The sequence below is a fragment of the Aliiglaciecola aliphaticivorans genome (assembly GCF_054782055.1).
In genome coordinates this window covers 1-17,877 of the sequence record NZ_BAAGTF010000046.1, presented here as the reverse complement: position 1 = coordinate 17,877, position 17,877 = coordinate 1, and the positions used below count along the sequence as shown (strand labels likewise).

General features: G+C 41.9%; 17 protein-coding genes. 7 read left to right on the top strand and 10 right to left on the bottom strand.

Translation table 11 applies throughout. From position 1 onward, the window contains the following. Window positions 1-89 precede the first annotated feature (89 nt). Window positions 90-551, bottom strand: coding sequence for a hypothetical protein (locus tag ACYVIL_RS18590; RefSeq protein ID WP_303475006.1), 462 nt, complete (start codon window positions 549-551; stop codon window positions 90-92). A gap of 375 nt (window positions 552-926) precedes the next feature. Between ACYVIL_RS18590 and ACYVIL_RS18585 the strand changes: the two genes are divergently transcribed. Together ACYVIL_RS18585 and ACYVIL_RS18580 are read left to right on the top strand one after the other, a co-directional pair. Next, window positions 927-1,508: a DUF3299 domain-containing protein gene (locus tag ACYVIL_RS18585; RefSeq protein ID WP_303475005.1), complete on the top strand. Its 582-nt coding sequence runs from the start codon at window positions 927-929 to the stop codon at window positions 1,506-1,508. Between the two features lie 71 nt (window positions 1,509-1,579). After that, the gene (locus ACYVIL_RS18580; protein ID WP_460314075.1) at window positions 1,580-2,260 is read left to right on the top strand and encodes a DUF3299 domain-containing protein; all 681 of its coding nucleotides are present in this window, start codon (window positions 1,580-1,582) and stop codon (window positions 2,258-2,260) included. A 5-nt stretch (window positions 2,261-2,265) separates the two neighbouring features. Here ACYVIL_RS18580 and ACYVIL_RS18575 read toward each other — a convergent pair whose 3' ends face one another. The 3 genes from ACYVIL_RS18575 to ACYVIL_RS18565 all read right to left on the bottom strand — a co-directional run bounded on the left by ACYVIL_RS18575 (window position 2,266) and on the right by ACYVIL_RS18565 (window position 4,076). Then, entirely contained in the window at window positions 2,266-2,940 is a 675-nt protein-coding gene (locus ACYVIL_RS18575; protein ID WP_460314073.1) for a DUF1826 domain-containing protein, read from the bottom strand. 52 nt (window positions 2,941-2,992) lie between these two features. Continuing rightward, on the bottom strand, window positions 2,993-3,406 hold the full coding sequence (locus ACYVIL_RS18570) for a MerC domain-containing protein (protein ID WP_303475001.1): 414 nt from the start codon (window positions 3,404-3,406) through the stop codon (window positions 2,993-2,995). A gap of 133 nt (window positions 3,407-3,539) precedes the next feature. Further along, on the bottom strand, window positions 3,540-4,076 hold the full coding sequence (locus ACYVIL_RS18565) for a ZrgA family zinc uptake protein (protein WP_303474999.1): 537 nt from the start codon (window positions 4,074-4,076) through the stop codon (window positions 3,540-3,542). A gap of 375 nt (window positions 4,077-4,451) precedes the next feature. Here ACYVIL_RS18565 and ACYVIL_RS18560 point away from each other — a divergent pair, with 375 nt between their 5' ends. Together ACYVIL_RS18560 and ACYVIL_RS18555 are read left to right on the top strand one after the other, a co-directional pair. Next, entirely contained in the window at window positions 4,452-5,855 is a 1,404-nt protein-coding gene (locus tag ACYVIL_RS18560) for an alkaline phosphatase PhoX (RefSeq protein ID WP_303474997.1), read from the top strand. Beyond that, complete coding sequence (locus ACYVIL_RS18555) at window positions 5,848-6,849, top strand: CobW family GTP-binding protein (protein ID WP_460314070.1); 1,002 nt, start codon at window positions 5,848-5,850, stop codon at window positions 6,847-6,849. Before ACYVIL_RS18560 ends, ACYVIL_RS18555 begins: the two co-directional genes overlap by 8 nt. A 361-nt stretch (window positions 6,850-7,210) precedes the next feature. Here ACYVIL_RS18555 and zigA read toward each other — a convergent pair whose 3' ends face one another. The 3 genes from zigA to ACYVIL_RS18540 are packed head-to-tail and all read right to left on the bottom strand — an operon-like array spanning window position 7,211 to window position 9,325. Further along, complete coding sequence (zigA, locus tag ACYVIL_RS18550) at window positions 7,211-8,416, bottom strand: zinc metallochaperone GTPase ZigA (protein ID WP_303474993.1); 1,206 nt, start codon at window positions 8,414-8,416, stop codon at window positions 7,211-7,213. 8 nt (window positions 8,417-8,424) lie between these two features. After that, window positions 8,425-8,835 (bottom strand): MerC domain-containing protein, encoded by a 411-nt coding sequence (locus ACYVIL_RS18545; protein ID WP_303474991.1) that lies wholly within the window; start codon window positions 8,833-8,835, stop codon window positions 8,425-8,427. After that, entirely contained in the window at window positions 8,828-9,325 is a 498-nt protein-coding gene (locus ACYVIL_RS18540; RefSeq protein ID WP_303474989.1) for a Fur family transcriptional regulator, read from the bottom strand. Before ACYVIL_RS18540 ends, ACYVIL_RS18545 begins: the two co-directional genes overlap by 8 nt. Before the next feature lie 215 nt (window positions 9,326-9,540). Between ACYVIL_RS18540 and ACYVIL_RS18535 the strand changes: the two genes are divergently transcribed. Both ACYVIL_RS18535 and ACYVIL_RS18530 read left to right on the top strand, forming a co-directional pair. Continuing rightward, window positions 9,541-11,946, top strand: coding sequence for a TonB-dependent receptor (locus ACYVIL_RS18535; protein ID WP_460314067.1), 2,406 nt, complete (start codon window positions 9,541-9,543; stop codon window positions 11,944-11,946). A 36-nt stretch (window positions 11,947-11,982) separates the two neighbouring features. Continuing rightward, complete coding sequence (locus ACYVIL_RS18530) at window positions 11,983-13,356, top strand: 5-methyltetrahydrofolate--homocysteine methyltransferase (protein ID WP_460314065.1); 1,374 nt, start codon at window positions 11,983-11,985, stop codon at window positions 13,354-13,356. A gap of 112 nt (window positions 13,357-13,468) precedes the next feature. Here the strand turns inward: ACYVIL_RS18530 and ACYVIL_RS18525 are convergent, their stop codons facing one another. Continuing rightward, on the bottom strand, window positions 13,469-14,161 hold the full coding sequence (locus tag ACYVIL_RS18525; protein ID WP_460314063.1) for a phosphatase PAP2 family protein: 693 nt from the start codon (window positions 14,159-14,161) through the stop codon (window positions 13,469-13,471). A gap of 347 nt (window positions 14,162-14,508) precedes the next feature. Between ACYVIL_RS18525 and ACYVIL_RS18520 the strand changes: the two genes are divergently transcribed. Beyond that, entirely contained in the window at window positions 14,509-16,023 is a 1,515-nt protein-coding gene (locus tag ACYVIL_RS18520) for an acetyl-CoA hydrolase/transferase family protein (protein ID WP_303474983.1), read from the top strand. An 85-nt stretch (window positions 16,024-16,108) separates the two neighbouring features. On the opposite strand, the gene ACYVIL_RS18515 is transcribed toward ACYVIL_RS18520, so the two are convergent. Beyond that, window positions 16,109-17,572, bottom strand: coding sequence for a carbon starvation CstA family protein (locus ACYVIL_RS18515; protein ID WP_460314106.1), 1,464 nt, complete (start codon window positions 17,570-17,572; stop codon window positions 16,109-16,111). Between the two features lie 209 nt (window positions 17,573-17,781). Then, window positions 17,782-17,877, bottom strand: a 96-nt coding sequence (locus tag ACYVIL_RS18510) for an IS3 family transposase (protein WP_256770813.1), incomplete at its 5' end; no start/stop codon positions are given.

The window sequence follows — 17,877 nt, the reverse complement described above, 5'->3', positions numbered from 1 at the left end:
AGATATGTTGAAGGATTTTTATAGAGGGGAAAGGCACCAAGGATGAACCCGCAGGCCTTTCATATTCTGCGGGGTTAGGGAAACGCTGGTTAAGTTGACGACAGCGTGATGCGTTTTTCAACGATGATTGGTGTGTCTCGGCGAACAGCAGAGATGCGAACTCGCACTTTTTGAGTATCGCCGGAAATACTTTGATATCTGACCGACTGGTTGCCTTGGATTCGGGTTAAATACATAGTGCTATTGTCCAGCAGTTTAACCCCTTTACTACTGACCACTTCCGCTTTTACATTGTGATAATCAGGGTGGATGTTATAGCTAATGGTAAAGGCTCCTTTCCCGCCCGAGATTGTATCTTCAGTGGAAAGTGTGACTTTCAGTGGCGCGCCTGCTGGTGGCTTAAAGTGTTGCAACATGACTGGGTGTAATTCAGGTGACAGCGGTGGAAACGTTGGAATTTTACTTGTCCCGTAGTCGTGATACTGACAGCTAAAGCTATATGCTGAGAACAATACGCAACAATACCCAAGAAAAAGAGTTAATTTCTTCATTTTAATGCCTAATTTGTCAGTTGAATGTGAGATTTATAAAAACGTGACAGCTGTCATTCGTGTGGATTTCAGCACAGAAAAAAAGGAGCAAATCAGCGTTTCATAAAGGAAGTTTTGGCAGAAAAATAAACTCGATTGCCAAAAGACACGATTATCAAACTAGCAAAATGATCTTGTTGTGGTCAAGTTTTATCGATGAAAAAGCGAACAGCAGCGTTCAAAGTGCCAATTGGTCGCAATAGATAAACCAACGACCGCAAATTGCAAACTAAAAGCATGATCTATTCTTTCTTAGAGCTTTATTATTATGATATAACGTTCTTAGACTTTAAGTTGAAAATTTGTACTAACTAATATTTAAGAGTGGGAATAAAGTTGAACAGAAAAATTACTTTGAGTCGTTATTATCGTGGTGGGTTCCTTTTCTTGTTGATGCTTGCGTTTACATCAACTCAAGCGGCAAGCAATCCAACTTATGATGAAGTGGAATGGATAGAGTTAATGCCCAAGAGTGATCTTGATGCTCTGCTCGATCCCCCTGACTTTCTGGTTGAAATTAAAGACGGCAGTGAGCTTGATTCTGTAGAAGCGTTATCAGGTATGAAACAGAAGAGCGAAAACGCCGAACGATTTGAGCAAGCATTAACATCAACTCGCATCATCCAAAGTTTTGATAAAAAACAGGTCAGAATTCCGGGTTTTATTGTCCCCCTTAGTTCAGATGAACAGCGTCGCGTGGTGGAGTTTTTTATCGTCCCTTATTTTGGCGCTTGTTTACATATGCCGCCCCCGCCACCCAATCAAATGATCCATGGCAGGTTTAAAGAAGGGATCAAAGTGACTCAACTCGATGTCGCCTTTTGGTTTGAGGGTACTATTAATATTGAAACTACCAGTAATGACACCGGAACATCTGCTTACGCGATGACATTGGATAATATTGAAGTTTACGAGTAGTTATTTGGCCGCAAAATCGGTTGGATTTAGGGATCCGTTTTTGATTCTTTCAAGTGAGCGATGGGACAGCCTTGAAAACACCACTATTTGCATTTAATAAAATACTATTAACTTTAGTGGTGTGGGCTGGTTTAGGGCTTTTAGTGGGTCGTTTAGGTGATGCTGCATGGCCATCAATTAGGCCGCTATTTTTTCCTGCGTCTCAGCTATATTTTAGTTCGAATGAGCTTTTGCTAGAAAAATATCAAAATGCAAAAGTGAATCCAATACAATGGCAGTCCCTTTTGCCTGATAAAGAATTAGAATTAATTACTAAATATCAGGGGGATATCCCCCAAGCAAGCGATGATATGAGTTTGCAAATCCTGCGTTCCATTGAAGCCGCTACTGATCCAGAGTACAAAGCCGTTTTACATTCATCCAATACGGTAAGTGATTTTGAATATGACTTTGTTGCTATTTCAGGATTTATCGTTCCCATTGACTTTTACCCAGATAAAACGGTAAAGAACATGTTTCTGGTACCATACTTTGGTGCTTGTTTGCATTTTCCTCCCCCGCCACCCAATCAAATCATTTTTGCTAGCTTAGAGCCTGGTTTTAAGGATTTAAAAATGAACCAAGCTTACACTTTGACTGGGCAATTTACGTTGGGGCTGTTTGAAGATCCCCTAGCCACTTCTGCATACAAATTAGATGTCGTATCGGTTACCGAGTTTAACGAGCAACCTGATGATGTGCGACGCCATTAATTGGTTTAATTCACAAAATCTAAGGTGAGTAACAAGCGCTTTTGATTCGGTTCATAGGCAGGTGAGCGATGCACCACACCAGCAAGCTCATTATCCATCCATGTTTCGCCCTTGAGTAGAGCTACATGACCCGTGCCCATGGATTGTATGTCTGTTTGTTGAGCAAACAATCCTGAAACAGCGTCCTCTAAACCTTTACTGCCGTGACCTAATTTATCTCTGCTTACCTTGTCATGTTCCAACCATTGAGTGCCATTTCCTGCGAAGGTGGTCACTAACCGACACGGCACGTGATCCACATGAAAACGTGGACACATGGGGGCATCAAGTATCCGTAACCGGAAACCGACCTCTTCAAGCTCAAATAGAGTACAAAACATATCTACCAGTTCGGTTGTACTCGCTATGAACGCATCCCCTGTGTTATACAATTTAAGCGCTTCACGAATACTCATACTTATATTCTGAGCGTCAATAAAGGCTGATATATTTAGTGAAGACGTCGTTTCCAGCAGGCTTTCAGCGTCAGCGACTACTGAAGAGGATAACTGGCGTTGCCAGATCGCCATATTGACACTTTGCTTATAAATCTGGGTCAATATATCGACCTCTTTTGAACATACAGAGTGTCGCTCCCAATCATCATAATTGTTGGTAGTTAATACTGTGGCTGCTTGCATGAAAACCTCATTTAATCTGTTTTTAGGGAAAGTTTTAGGCTCCAAAATGGGTTTAGCTGATGGCTTGGTAATCTGCAAAACTAGTTTTTCGGCGCTTCAAGTTCTGAAGGTGTCCAAAGCCCACTAATGCAGCGCCAATAACTGAGGCTACTGCTTCACCCGTTTCACCAAAAACATCATGTCCGAGTGCGCCTGCTAGTACTAAAATTACCAGCCCTATCAACGCAGTAATTAATATAGGCATACTACGTTGGTGAACATAGCCAAACGTAATGGCAAAAATACTGATGGGAACAACCCCATAAAGTAGCCATATATGAAGATGTTCGTCGTCAAGAATCGCAAGGCTAGTTAAGGTTGGTAAAACAAGCAGAATGATGGGAGAGAGCAGGCAATGGATAACACATAACGTAGATAAGGTAATTGCAGAGCGATCCGCAAGGGTGAGTAGTTTATTATTAATCATTTTGATTCCTAGTTAATTTTAATGGTGCTGTCGTCACTGACTCATTCTGCGAAAAATACCATCTTCAAATTTAACGATACTGCGCACCGATATTGGCAATTCAAAGTAAGGGGCCTAACAACCTTATTGATGGTTAATGCCACTTCAATTGATGACGCTTAGGGTTTATTAAGGTTGAGCCTTGTCCAGTTTGAATGCTCCACTGAACTGCTAAATTTTGTAAATTGTTGCTTGAATTTAAAATCGGAAAAGAGACCTGAGTTACCTCATCGGGGCATTCAATTAGGTATAAAATCTCTATGTCACTATGTTCATGTTCACCGGAATGCTCATGGTTGTCAGAAAGCTCGTGGCTGTCGGAATGCTCGTCTTCACCAAACTCAAGGGAACTCTGGGAATAATTCACTTGTGTACAATTGACATCAAATTGGATTAGGTTTTCGAAGTGTTTTTGTTTTTGGTCAAATTGCTCAGCTATCAGTCTTTGTTGCTCATTTTCAGGGCTATGTTCAAAACCAAGTATGTCAGAGGCAGGGAGTACGAATTGTACCTGCCATAAATCATTTTCCTGAGCAATAAATACCGAACCCTGTCCATGGATATGTTGTTGACTATGCACTGCCGCGGTCCAGCTAACAAAGATCAGAATGCCTAAAATAAATGACTTCATTTTTACCCCTTCTCAATTAGGTTTCGTTAATTTGACCCGTTTACACAATACTGGTTGTTTTAAAACTCGGTCAGTGAATGGGACTTTTTACGAATAATAGAGATAATATAACATTACTTTTTAAATTGATATAGTATAACATATCGAACTTATTGAGGTGATCGATAGCCAACAGCTTTGTCGTTGCTATTAACTCACCAATAAGCCCATGCTAATCTTGGCAATTCAGTGATTAAGGCTTTGTCATAAATCTGCATCGACGCATGAATATACTGACTAATAATGAGGTTATCGCCCACCCAAAGCATTATTTTTTGGTTGCAGTAGTCGCCAATTAGAGAAATGCTAACGTTTGGTATTAAAATAGGAATGTTTATGGTTACCCGAAGAGAGTTTAATCGAGGTTTTATCGCGGTTGCATTTAGTGGTCTTGCGACACATTTACAAGGCGGGGAATTAACTCGTTATTTGTCGAATGTATCCGCAGCTTCAGGCAACTTATCCAATTTGCCTTCTGGCCCCGCGGCGCTGGGTAGCTTGGTTCCAGATCCTAAAGGCATTATTGATTTACTCCCTGGGTTTAGCTATCAGCAAATTTCGCATTTCGGTGATCCTATGGATGACGGATTAACTGTGCCCGACAGAGCAGATGGTATGGGCTGTTTTGAATTGGACGATGAGCGAGTGGTGTTGGTGCGTAATCATGAATTGTCGCCGTCAAAATCTGCTAACCAGCTCGCAGATAAAAGTATCCATAGTACAAGGGTGTATGATACTGATTCATCGGGCATTCCTTTGCCAGGGGGAACCAGCAATATTGTCTACAATTTAAAAAAGCGACAAGTCGAATCTCAGTTCATGTCATTGCTAGGTACCATCCGTAATTGTTCTGGTGGCACTACTCCTTGGGGAAGTTGGTTAACCTGCGAAGAATCAGTGGCCACGGCTTCTAATGCAATCAACAAGAATCACGGCTATGTGTTTGAAGTTCCTTCGAGAGCAACAACATTGGTAAAACCAGAACCAATAAAAGCTATGGGACGATTTAATCATGAAGCAGCTTGTGTCGATCCAGTCAGTGGTATTGTTTATCTTACAGAAGATCGACCTGACAGCTTGTTTTATCGATTTGTGCCCAATATCAAAGATGATTTAAAAGCGGGCGGACAATTACAGGCCCTAGTGATAGCTGGAAAGCCCAAATTCGACACTCGAAATTGGCAGCAACCGCAAATGCAAATTAATCAGGATTATGCTTGTCAATGGATAGACCTCGACAACGTCGAAAGTCCCGAAGATGATCTTCGTTTAAGAGGGTTTGCAAGAGGCGCTGCGGTGTTTGCGCGAGGGGAAGGAATTCATTTTGGTGAACAAGAAATGTATTTTTGTTGTACCAGTGGTGGCAAAGCCAAATTAGGGCAAATTATGCGCTACCGGCCTTCACCTGAAAGCAAACATCAAAGTAAGGGAACACAAACCGGCACGCTGACGTTGTTTGTGGAAAGCCCCAACAAAGCGACCTTTAACTTTGGGGATAATTTAGCGGTAGCTCCTAGCGGCCACTTAATAGTGTGTGAAGATCAGTATTCAGATGTTGTCAATAATCACCTCAAAGGGGTCAGTCCGCAAGGTCAAGTTTATGACTTTGCAAAGGTTCGTTGGCAAACTGAACCGGCTGGCGCATGTTTCTCCGCTGATGGTTCTGTGTTGTTTGTAAATCTTTATTCTCCCACCCTCACACTAGCAATAAGAGGACCTTGGGGATCACTCTATGCTTGAGGTTACCAACGTACCCACCAATATTATTACGGGTGCTTTGGGGGTAGGGAAGACCACGTTAATTCAGTCCCTGTTAGAGCATAAACCTAAAGAAGAAAGGTGGGCAGTATTAGTTAATGAATTTGGTGAAGTCGGAGTCGATGCTGCTCTTTTAAATAGCCCTGAAGAAACCGGTGTTTACATTCGAGAAGTGCCAGGAGGATGCATGTGTTGTACTTCAGGACTACCCATGAAAATAACCTTGAATCTGCTGTTGGCTCATGCAAAACCCCATCGTTTAATTATTGAACCAACAGGCCTTGGTCACCCAAAAGAGGTTTTAGCCACACTTACCTCCGAAGATTACAAAGGTGTACTTGATGTTCACGCAACCCTAGGTTTAATTGATGCACGTAAACTAACTCAGCCCCGCTGGCGGGCGCATAAAACCTTTCAAGAGCAGCTGCAAATAGCTGATTACGTGGTGGCAACTAAGTCTGATCTATATAACCATGAATCAAAGCCAATGTTGGTTAAATATTTGGACGAAATAGGGATAACAAACACTCCTGTTGTGTTTTCTAACAAGGGCGTTATTGATCCAAATTTACTTTCAAATAAGTCTCGACATCTACAAAGTGTTTATGTACATCAGCATAATCACGCGGCACATTCAATTCTGAATCCAGGGATAAAAGTCCCCACAAAAGGGTCAATTAAGGTGGAAAACAGTGGAGAAGGTTATTTCGCTTGTGGTTGGGTTTGTGCTCCTGCTGAGCTTTTTGATTATCAACTCATTGTAGATACATTAAGTGGTATAAATGTAGAACGCCTGAAAGCCGTTTTCATTACTCAAGAAGGGGGAGTGGGTTGTAACTTCAGTGATGGAGTATTGCGTTTGACTACTTTGGACAGTGCAAAGGATTCTCGAATTGAATTTCTTACGCAAAATAAATTGCTAGCTGAACAAACCTGCAAAATATTAGAAAGCGCGTTAGGTTTAAGTGCTACTTGAGTAGCGTTATCAATACTATGAAGAAGTACCCATTTAAAACGGGGGGAGTGCATCGTCGTAGTTAAGGCAGTTGGTAACGGTATCGATATTAAGTCAAAAGAAATCGACGAAGATCCTGTTCTTGGCGCATCACATGCAAAATAAATACTTTATTACTCTCAAATTTATAAAATAGTCGACACGGCTTAACGACAATCTAGCGATAGTTTACCGTCGGAATTTCATTTGCTACTTTCCCTGCCTCAGGATAACTTTGTAAATGTTTTATACGTTTAAAAACAGTTTTTACGAGCTTTTTTGCAGCTCGCCAAAAATCGCTATGCTTAAGCATAGCGTTATGGCTTAACTTAAATATCCGCGATTAATCATCTAATTCCCAAGCTGGGAATGGGTCGCTAAGGGTTTTCCAGTAATCTTTTCCTTGGAGTAATTCGGCATCGTTTAATAAGCATTGATCTAAGGCTTGGGTGATGCTGTGTTGGTCTAGGTTTTGACCGATAAACACCAGCTCTTGGCGCATATCTCCAAAAGGTTCCACCCATAACTCGTTAATTGATTTAAGTGATTCATCATCAGTGGGCCATTGTTCCGGTGGCGCGGCTTTCCAGAATAAACCACCAAAACCGTACCTTGCAATTCCACCGGCTTGACTCCATTGGCCTGCGAATTCTGGGCGTGTAGCTAACCAAAAGTATCCTTTTGAGCGAAGTAACTTGCCGTACTCTTCGGTGCTGTGTAGGAACTGGTAGAATTTTTGTGGATGAAAGGGTCTTCTTGCCCCGTAGCTAAAGCTATTTATTCCATATTCTTCCGTTTCTGGAGTATGCTCACCACGTAATTCTTGCAACCAACCAGGCGCTTGCTGTGCTTTATCAAAATCAAATAGCCCTGTACCTAGAATACTATCTACCCTGATGTTGCCGTTACTGATTGGCAGAATATGCGCCTGTGTATTGAGGCTTCGCAAGACCGCTTTTAGTCGTTTTATGTGCTGATCATCAACCAAATCGGTTTTACTAATAAGGATAACATCAGCAAATTCGACTTGATCAACCAGAAGATCTGCGACGCTGCGCTCGTCTTCTTCACCCAAACTTTCACCGGTTTCTTGCAAGTATTTTGCTTCGTCGTAATCTTTTAGAAAATTCACTGCATCTACTACTGTTACCATGGTATCTAGGGTGGCTACATCTGATAAAGAGATGCCATCTTCATCGGTAAAGGTGAAGGTTTCGGCTACCGGTAACGGCTCTGAAATACCCGTTGATTCAATTAGCAAATAATCAAATTTTCCAGTAGCAGCGAGTTTAGTGACTTCAAGCAATAAGTCTTCACGAAGGGTGCAGCATATACAGCCGTTACTCATCTCGACTAATTTTTCATCACTATGATTTAACGAAACGTCACTTTTTAAGATAGATGCATCGATATTGATTTCGCTCATATCATTGACGATGACCGCCACTTTTTTATCTTGGCGATTATTTAAAATATGACTCAGTACGGTGGTTTTTCCTGCGCCAAGAAATCCTGATAACACAGTAACGGGGAGTTTTTGTGGGTTCATATTTACGTCTATTCCGATGTATGAGGTGTTGGAAGTTTGTTTTTTCGTTGTAACTGGTAATTTCGAATATGAGCAAAGGCAATAATGCATGATCCAAAAACGGTCATTGCAACTTCACCATAGTTGCCAAGTAAGTCATGACCTATCAAGGCAGTTAAAATGAGTAGCGTCAGTCCAAATGAAGCAATTAAAAAAACGCGGCCACTGCGATGATGGAAGTAACCCATTATCAGCGCTATGACGCTAATGGGCACAACGGCGAATAGCAGCCAACGGTGGAATAGCGCATCGTTTATGGCGAACAGCCCAGAAAGCGGTGGCATAAGAATGAGCAAAATAGGAAAAAAGAGACAGTGAATGACACACAGTAGCGATAATCCTACCGCTGCTTTATCACTTATTTCTTGAATCTTAGCCATTTACTACTCCTGAGTAATTATTTTTAAGCTTTTGCGAAGCGCACTTATCGCATATGGTATTGAGTTCAATTTGAGATCCTAAAACCGAAAAGCCCGCGGTTTGTGCTTGTTCAGACAGTGCTTTAATCAAGTCGTTTGCCAATTCGACTTTTTTTATACTCTGACAAGATTTACAAATCAGGAAAAGCGGCGGTTGATGTTTCCATGGCCCAAAGGTGGGAGCACAAATAATGTATTTGTTTATGGAATTAAGACGGTGAACTAGCTTCGCTGTTTCTAAAAATTCCAATATACGATAAACCGACATTGCGGTAATAGATGCACCAATTGTCTTTTTGTAGTGATCTGTTAGTTCGTATGCTGAGACAGGTGTGTTTAGTTTGAATAGCACTTCTAATACGTGTTGACGTTTTTCCGTCAACCTACTGCCAGACTCTTCACAAATTAGCCTTGCTACCGAGATCATATTTTTCGTTTCACTAGACTTCATTGTCTTTATTCCTAATCGACTTGTCGCATATTGAGGCCGTCATTTCCTCATCAATAGCAAGGATAAAGTTAGGCTGAACTTGCCATTACGAACCTGCTTGTGTTGAAAACCCCTTAAGACAAATTTTTCCAACGTATAGGATTGCCTTTGATTTCGATACATTATAACATAACTTCCAATAAGTGAAACAATATAACATAACACTGGAGACTGGGATGTATAAAATATCGCGAATTGTGGCACTTGTTAGTGCGCTTATACCGGCGAGCCTAATGGCACAATCGATAGAAGGGGTAGTGAAAAATAGTGATGGGAATGCCGTTTCTGGCGCACTTATTACGGTAGAAGGTACAAATGCAAAAGCGGTTACTAACAGTACCGGACACTTTGCTATTAAAGATTTGAAAGCTGGAGTAAACGAATTTCATATTTCAGCTCCAGGCTTTGCTCATCTTTACCAAGATATTGTGTTAACTGAAGATGGCGTAGAGGCTCTAGCGCTTACCCTTATTCGTTCACCTATTGAAGTCATCGATATTGTTGGCACTCCTATTCATATGTCGGTGATGGAATCAGCTTCACCGGTGAGTGTGCTCTCTGGTGAAACTTTGCGCCGTCAACAAGCTTCAACCTTGGGTGATACCTTAGAAAAACTTCCAGGTGTTCAAACTAATTTTCACGGCAATGTTGCAAGTACACCTATTATTCGCGGTTTGAGCGGCCCACGTGTGTTAATCGCTCAAAATGGGTTAGACGTCAGCGATGTATCTAGAGTCGGCCCAGATCACTCGGTTGCAACTGAAGCCTCAACCTCACAACAAATTGAAGTCCTACGGGGTCCTGCCACACTTTTTTATGGTAGTGGCGCAATTGGTGGTGTGGTTAACGTGGTCGATGGAAGAGTTCCTACTGACAACTCAACCAGAGGTGAATGGTTACTCGAAACCAATTCAGCTGATGAGAAAAAGCTAGCTAGCTTTAATGTTACCACTGGTTATGAGTCATTTGGTTTTTATGCGGATGGTTTTTGGCATGAGACTGAAGACTATGAAGTACCAGTGGAAGCTGAGATAGAGGACGAAGAAGAAGAGCATGATCATGATGAGGAAGAAAGCCATGATTATGAGGTAGAAAACAGCGCGGAAAAGTCAAACGGTTTCACATTAGGTACAAGTTATCTTTTCGATGCGGGTTATGTTGGGATTGCAGTGGAACAGTTTAATCGTGAATACGGTATTCCTGGTCACTCACACGATGGCGACGTTAGCGTTTTTGCTGATTTGGAACAAACTCGTGTTCAATTACTCAGTGAAATTAATGTTCAATCAGAATGGATCAATCAGGTAAATGTGCGCGGGGCCTATACAGACTACAAACATTCTGAAATAGAAAATGATGCTGTGGGAACGTCATTTGAAAATGATACCCATGAAGTAAAAGTTGACGTTCTGCATAATCCTTTTTCGGAATGGAATGGTGGATTTAGTGTGCATTTCAAAAACAGTGATATTTCAGCGGTTGGCGAAGAAGCTTTCACACCGCCTGCTACATCTGAAACTATTGCTCTAGCATTGATGGAAGAAAAACACTTTGGTGATGTGTTACTGCAGTTTGGAGCACGAATTGAGCGTGTAACCATTGATGCTGATGATGTGTTACTGCCTGTTCTTGAGGCCCATGAGCACGAAGAGGAAGAGGAAGATGAGCATGAGCATGACCATGACCACGGTGATGAATCTACCGCTACTCGGGTTTTCGATGCGGCGCATAAATTTACTCCAGTGAGTTTGTCGGCAGGTTTAGTTTGGGATTTCACGCCAGGTTATAACTTGGGGATTTCTGTTTCACGTTCAGAGCGTGCCCCTTCAGCTGCAGAATTACTGTCTTTTGGTGCGCATATTGGAACCAATAGCTATGAAGTTGGCGCTTTATTCGCGTTAGATGATGAAGAAATAGGTTTGACTAATGAAACAATCGACCTTGAAACTGCTAATAACATTGATTTGACACTGCGTAAAACCCAAGGTGATGTGGCATTCGTATTTAACGCTTTCTATAACCAAGTAGACAATTACTACTATCAAACCAATACCGGTCTTTTTGTTGAAAGTAGTCATGACCATGGAGATGAACATGACCATGATGCCGAAGAAGAGGAGCACACTGACGAGTTGCCCGTGTATATATTTGAAACTGATGATGTAGTGCTAAATGGTTTTGAAGTTCAAGTGGCATGGCAGGCAACAGATACATTCAAAGCAACTGTGTTCTCTGATTTTGTTCGTGCTCGTTTAAAAGACGGCGGCAACTTGCCACGCACGTCTCCACTTCGTTTTGGGACTCAATTCGCCTACGTAGATGACAGCTTGACAGCCAACTTAGATGTTACCCGTTATCAAAGCCAAGACCATGTAGCAACGGATGAAACAAGTACCGCTGGCTATACCATGGTTGATGCAAGTGTTTCTTATGATTTACCCGTCTCCAATCAAGACATTATGGTGTATCTAAAAGGCACAAATCTGACTGATACCGAAGCGCGAGTTCACACCTCATTTATAAAAGATATAGCCCCTCGCCCAGGACGTAGTTTCGCTGTGGGTATAAGAGGCAACTTCTAATTCGACAATCACTTTTTACACATTAAGGAATAAACAATGACAAGCACACGCAAACTTTCTCTACTTGCTGCCACTATCGGAGCATTGCTGCTAACCGGTTGCGGCGATGCAGAAACGACCATTATTGAAAAAGAGTCGATTGAAGTGGATGATTCGACTGAAGATGATCATGACCATAGTGATGACGAATATTTAATTGATTCTCTGGGCCGATTAGCGGTATTAACTGCCAACAGCAGTACGGCGATATACGATTTAGATGACGGTAGTGAATTAGATACGTTTTCGCTAACTTATGCATCAAGCACGTTGACCTCTTCTGCAGATTATCGTTATGCGGTCATTGCGAGTCGTTCTGACGACTACGTAGGCTTTATTGACAGCGGTATGTGGCGTGAAGATCATGGCGAGCATTTGCATGACTATGAACAAGGTCCGGCGATGAGTGATTACGAGATCACGGGAAGTCGTCCTACCCACATCATTAAACATGATGGTCAGATGGCTATATTTTTCGACGGTGATGCAGACTCCAGTACCCCTGCATCTGTACAAGTTGTCTCAGACACTGATATTAGTGGTGAAACTAGTGTACTTCCGACCTTGAATTACACCGTAAACATGCATGGTGCAGTTGAGCCAAAAGGTGATTATTTATTATCAACGGTCCGTCGGGATGATGCTGAAAGTACCTCGGTGGCTAAAATACTCCCGGATCAAGTCGCTTTATATCATCTACACGATGATGAATACGAACAAGAGCAAGTGCTAGATGTGTTATGTCCTGATCTGCACGGTGGCGCACAAAATGAAACCTATGCCGTTTTTGGATGCAGTGATGGTGTTTTAATCGCTCATGAACATGACAATGAGTATGAAGCTGAAAAAATTGTCAACATCGACGTTTTAGACAGTTTACGTATAGGTACAATATATGGTCACGAAGAAAGTGATACATTTATTGGCATCGCCGCTGGGCATGACGCAGGTGAGTCTATTCTAATTAAAATAGCCCCTGAAGATAGTGAAATGGAAGCACTAGAATGGCAACCCGAAACGGATGCCAGCCCGGTTGCTTATGGATTTTCCTATGAAGGCGACATGTTTTTAGTGTTAGATAGCCAAGGTTATTTGAATATCCTCAGCGCCCACGACCATGACGGTGAAACTCATTGGGAGCTAGAGCAAAGCTTTGATATTTCTGATGAAGACATTGCCAATATGCCTGATGGTATGAACTTCAGTATGACTGTGGCACAAAATGGAAATTACGTTTATGTGTCTGATCCTATCGCTGAACATGTATTGCAAATTGACTTGGAAACCATTGAAGTGGTTAGTGATATTGAATTGGGGTTCGCAGCCGCCAGTATCTCTTGGTTGGGTGTTGCTGAAGAACACGATCATTAATCATTAAGGGCTTTATTGTGCATAGCCATGGGGAGGCTTCCCTATGGCTATTTTTTGTTTTTTTATGCCATTTTACACCAAAGCGGTCAGCTTAGTTACGCATCTCTAACTATTACTGAGCCGAGGAAAAGTGCCCGTTCATACGCAAAAATCGAGCAACCACTAGGGTCAACAGTGCCCAACCAATTCCCATTAACCAGCCTGCTATCACATCCGTTGGCCAATGCACTCCAAGGTAAACTCTACTCACTCCAATGGAAAACGTTAATATAATTGCGATAACATAGAAGTAGGTTTTTACGCGATTACGTACCGGTAAATACGACAGCATTCCAGCTAATGTAAAGTACACTAACGCTGATAACATAGCGTGTCCGCTGGGAAAACTGCTGGTATAAACATAGCTGCCATGGGGTACTAAGTCAGGGCGGGGACGGGTGATACCATACTTTAATGAAAAGCTCACTAACATTCCTGAAGTTATAGCGACTACTAATAAAGCGGCGATTTTAGGTTTGTTCTCGATGAGTAAGAACAGCGTTACGAACAACGTAAAACTGGTTAAAATAGCCACCCCGCCTAAAGCAGTGATGTCTCTCATCATCTCCTCTACCCATTTGGGTCCAAGGGGATCGGACAAATCTTCCGCGTTTCTAAAGGCAAGGATAATATTCTGATCGATTTGTGGGGTACCCCCCGAGACTGCAAATCCGGCTAATTCATAAAATAGCCAAAGAATAAGAGCAAAAATAAAAAGCAGGACAAACTGCTTGTTGTGAGATTTTTCCATTTTTAACTTTAGCATTTCCCATCTCCTTACCTCGGCCAAAAAAATATTTTCTTCAGCATAAAGTGGTTTTGAACTAAGCCATTACAAACCTTCAGGTTATACGCTATCACGTTTGCGTTAAATTCATCCATTTAGCATGATTATTTAACCGGTTTAAAAAAGTTGGTTTTATATACAAAAACCATTCGTTCTTTCCAATAATCCAATTCACCTATATAACTTATTGATTTTACTTGGTTAAATTTCATATAAGACTAAAGTCGTAGATCCATTTTAGTAGCGGGTAAGTCTATTGGAAGGGTTTTATTGGTATTATACAGCTCACATCAACCGATATATTTTACTGCAAGAGAGAACCAACAATGTCAGCAACTTCTAGAATTCTTTGTCCGACACTTAAAGAACGTGTAATGAGTGCAGAACAAGCCGCTGAATTGATTCCCGCAGGTGCTAATATCGGCATGAGCGGGTTTACAGGTGCGGGTTATCCAAAAGCAGTGCCCAAAGCATTAGCTGAGCGTATTAAAAAATCGAATGCGGAAGGCAATGATCCTTTCCGCATTAGTTTGTGGACCGGTGCATCAACTGCTCCAGAACTAGATGGCGTGTTAGCCGAAGTGGATGGTATCGAAATGCGATTACCTTTCCAAAGTGACCCTATTTGCCGTAGCAAAATTAATAACGGTACAATGGATTATGTGGATTTACATCTTTCTGAGGTGTCACAATATGCCTGGTCTGGCTTTTTGGGCAAAATGAATATTGCGCTGATTGAAGTTGCAGGCATCCGAGAAGACGGCAAGCTAATTCCTTCTTCTTCCATTGGTAATAATAAAACCTGGATAGAACAAGCGGATAAGATCATTTTAGAAGTAAATACCAAACAGAATGCAAAACTTGAAGGTATGCACGATGTTTATTATGGCACTGCATTACCACCAAACCGCAAGCCGATTATGCTTACCGACCCTGCGGACCGAATTGGTGAGTTTTATTTTGAGTGTCCACCTGAAAAAGTCATCGCAGTGGTAGAAACCCATGCAGAGGACCGAAATTCTCCGTTTAAAGAACCGGATGCGGTATCGCAAAAAATAGCCCAGCATATTCTTGATTTTTTCCAGCGCGAAATTGAAGTAGGTCGTTTGCCAAAAGAATTACTACCGATTCAATCTGGTGTGGGTAATATCCCCAACGCCGTATTGGAGGGTTTAGATGCCGGTCCATTTAAAAATCTATCAGCTTTCACTGAAGTGATCCAAGACGGCATGTTGAAAATGCTAAAATCGGGTACCTTGAGTGTGGCATCGGCAACGGCATTTTCGTTGAGCCCTGAAGGACTCAAAGAGTTTGATGACAACATTGACTTGTACCATGACAAAATTATCCTGCGTCAGCAGGATATTAGTAACAATCCAGAATTGGCTCGTCGTTTAGGCATCATCGCCATGAACGGAATGATTGAAGCGGACATCTACGGTAATGTTAATTCTACCCATGTGATGGGCACTCGTATGATGAATGGTATTGGTGGTTCTGGAGATTTTGCCCGTAATGGTTACTTGTCTATTTTCGTATCACCTTCCATCGCCAAAGATGGGGCAATTTCATCTATTGTTCCAATGGTATCCCATGTGGATCACACCGAGCATGATGTGAAAGTGATAGTGACAGAACATGGATTGGCAGATTTACGTGGTTTATCTCCACGCCAGCGAGCCAGAGAAATTATCAATAATTGCGCAGATCCTAGCTATCGACCTGCGTTACAAGATTATTATGAACGCGCTCTACATGCTGGTCGCGGCATGCATACCCCGCATTTGCTCAGTGAGGCCCTTAGCTGGCACGAGCGCTATGAAAACGAAGGACACATGTAAGCCAAATTAGTTTTTAAACAAGATCGTTTAAACAGGGTCGGAGTTAATTGTTTGATTAGCTCCGACCTTTTTTGTTTCTTATCATTTAAGCTGATTGAGTTTTATGTTTATTGTGGATAAATACCAATAAAATAAAGCCAACGAGCACTACTACAGCACCTATAGGGCGACCTAGATTCGGAGAAAGGTTAAAGCCAATTGCCGCTGTCATGATATATGAAATGGTGACCCCGGTAGCAATTACAGCAGGAATACTGGCAATCCAATGGAATGTGCTTCTGTCGAACAAATATTTAGTTGCAAGCCATAATACGCTGGTGGATAGCAGCATGTTTGAGAATGCAAAATAGCGCCAAATCACCGAGAAATCCAATTTAGTCATAAAATAGGCAATGGCTAAAATGGGTATGGCAAGGAGTAAACGATTACGAATGCTCTGCGGGATATTGAATGCATCAACTATGGTGAGTCGCAACGAACGAAACGCGGTGTCGCCAGAGGTAATAGGGAATACGGCAACCGCAACTATTGCCATAATGCCACCAAATATTCCTAAGTAGCTATTCGCAATATGGTTTACCACCAACCCTGGGCCACCCACATCCAGCATGGCTTTAAGTCCTGCATAGCCTTCTGGGAAAGCGGCAATGCCAGCCAAAGCCCACACACAAGCCACAATACCTTCACACATCATTGCACCGTAATACACAGGTCTTACGTATTTTTCATTGGTTAAACAACGAGCCATAATGGGCGCTTGGGTAGAATGGAAACCACTGATTGCGCCACAGGTAATAGTCACAAATAACAAGGGCCAAGTAGGCAAACCTTCTGGATTCGGAGCGAGAAAGTCATGGGCATGGTCGGCTTCAAAATAGGCCAAAAAGTCCCCAGCCATGGGTAGGTGTGGCGCGTCAATAAGTAAGGCGATGGCAATCATCGTTGTCATGACGATCATCAGTAGCCCAAAAATGGGGTAAAACTTAGTGATAATTTTATCGATGGGTAAAAGGGTGGCTAAAAAGTAATAGCCTAAAATTACCAGTACCCAGAAAGTGTTGTTGGCCAAAAATGTATCTTGGAAAACCTCCAGGTTACTAAGTAAGCCTGCAGGGCTCATAATAAACACCACCCCAACAAAGAACAGTAACATTGCCGTGAAAATAAGCATCACCCCTTTAAACAGGATGTTGAAATAATGCCCCGCTATTTCCGGTAAGCTTTTTCCGTCTTCTTTTATGCTCATCACACCAGAGAAATAGTCGTGAACGGCACCACCCAACACATTTCCTAATACAATCCATACCAATGCGACTGGCCCATATAATGCGCCCAGAATAGGACCAAAAATAGGACCGACACCGGCAATATTCAAAAACTGTATTAAAAACGCGCGAACAGGATGGACAGGCACATAGTCGACACCTTCACTAAAACGTGTTTGAGGTGTGGCGACATTGGGATCTATACCAGCTTGTTTTTCAACAAAAGGACTATAAAATTTATAGCCGAGAATCAATATAGAAATACAAATAAAAAAGATGATCATTATTGCGTTTATCTCAGTATAGGGGCTTTCGAAAAAGAGCACGATACTCGCACTCCACCTTTCATTTTTTACAATTTATTGCAGGATAAAATTCGCAGCAGATAGTAACAAAGTCGAACTCAACAAAAAATGGAAAACATGGTTAATTGGAATTTAATTAACTAAAAAGGGCTAACAAATGAAGTGACCCCTTAAAGTTGGACTCATTTCTAAGCGGCAACCAAGGCCTGATTTCGATATTGTATCGGACTCAGGCCTTTCAGTTTCAGCTTAATGCGTTCATTGTTGTAATAATCGATGTATTC